Below are 964 nucleotides of genomic sequence, written 5' to 3'. Positions count from 1 at the left end.
ATAAACGTCCTGCCTGACCGGCTACTGCTGTTCAGCGGCGCTGACGGCGATCATCAGGTGGGGGAGTTTCAAGTGACCATACCCGGGGGATTTTGACCGACCCACGGGGCATGACAGCGGCGGGTGTAGCGAGCGATGAGCAAGGCTGAAAACGACAAAAGCCCCGGAGATGTCTCCGGGGCTTTTTGTTTCGGGATCAAGAGCGCGGTGAGGCGGGAGCGCGAACCACACCAAAGGTGTCATCGCCCGGCTTGACCGGGCGATCCAATATTCCAGAGGCCCATATTGGAGAGCGCGCTCTCACCACATCCGCCGCGGCGTACTGGATGCCCCGGTCGAGCCGGGACATGACGGCTGTGAGTGTGGCGAGCGCTTGCCCTTACAGCGCTCAGTTCTGATCGTCACCCAGCGCGGCGACCAGCTTGTCGTAGTACTTGCCGACCAGATCGATGTTGGCCTTGTTCTCGACCTGCGGCGCCGGCGTCTTCAGCGCTTCGTTGAGTTCGTCGAGCGCTTCCTTCTTGTCCTTGGCCGGCATCTTCTTGTCGGCCTGGACCTGCGCGATCTGCGCCTTGATGACGGCTTCGGTGCCGACATATTTCTTGGTCGCGGGATCGAAGCCGCCGAGCACGAGGCTGATGTTGTCGACGACGTTGTTGTAGTCGTCATAGCCGGCAAAGCCGTTCTTCTTGGCGACGCCGTCGAGCTGGCCGATCACCTTCTGGTCGGGCGCGGTGTTCTCCGGCAGCTTTTCCGTGATCGCATCCATGTCCTTCTGCGCGGCGAGCACGCCGTCGAGCTGCTTGTCGGTCAGCGCGATCTGCTTGAGGCTGGGCGCCTGCGCGGGCGCGGCCTGAGCTATGGCTGATTTTGGGTGACGCGGCCTGATCAGGCGGCGTGGCTTTCAGTGTTCGGAATGACTTCGATTCCGTCGATGAACTTTACACCGGCGATGACTTTCGGC

General features: G+C 61.6%; 1 pseudogene. It reads right to left on the bottom strand.

Annotated elements, in window-relative coordinates:
* Positions 1-388: 388 nt before the first annotated feature.
* Positions 389-856: pseudogene (locus tag QJT78_RS51595) on the bottom strand (hypothetical protein); the annotation flags it as partial.
* Between the last annotated feature and the right edge of the window lie 108 nt (positions 857-964).

This window comes from Bradyrhizobium sp. Mp27 (genome assembly GCF_029953005.1).
Classification (GTDB): domain Bacteria; phylum Pseudomonadota; class Alphaproteobacteria; order Rhizobiales; family Xanthobacteraceae; genus Bradyrhizobium; species Bradyrhizobium barranii.
This window is presented reverse-complemented; position numbering and strand designations above follow the sequence as displayed.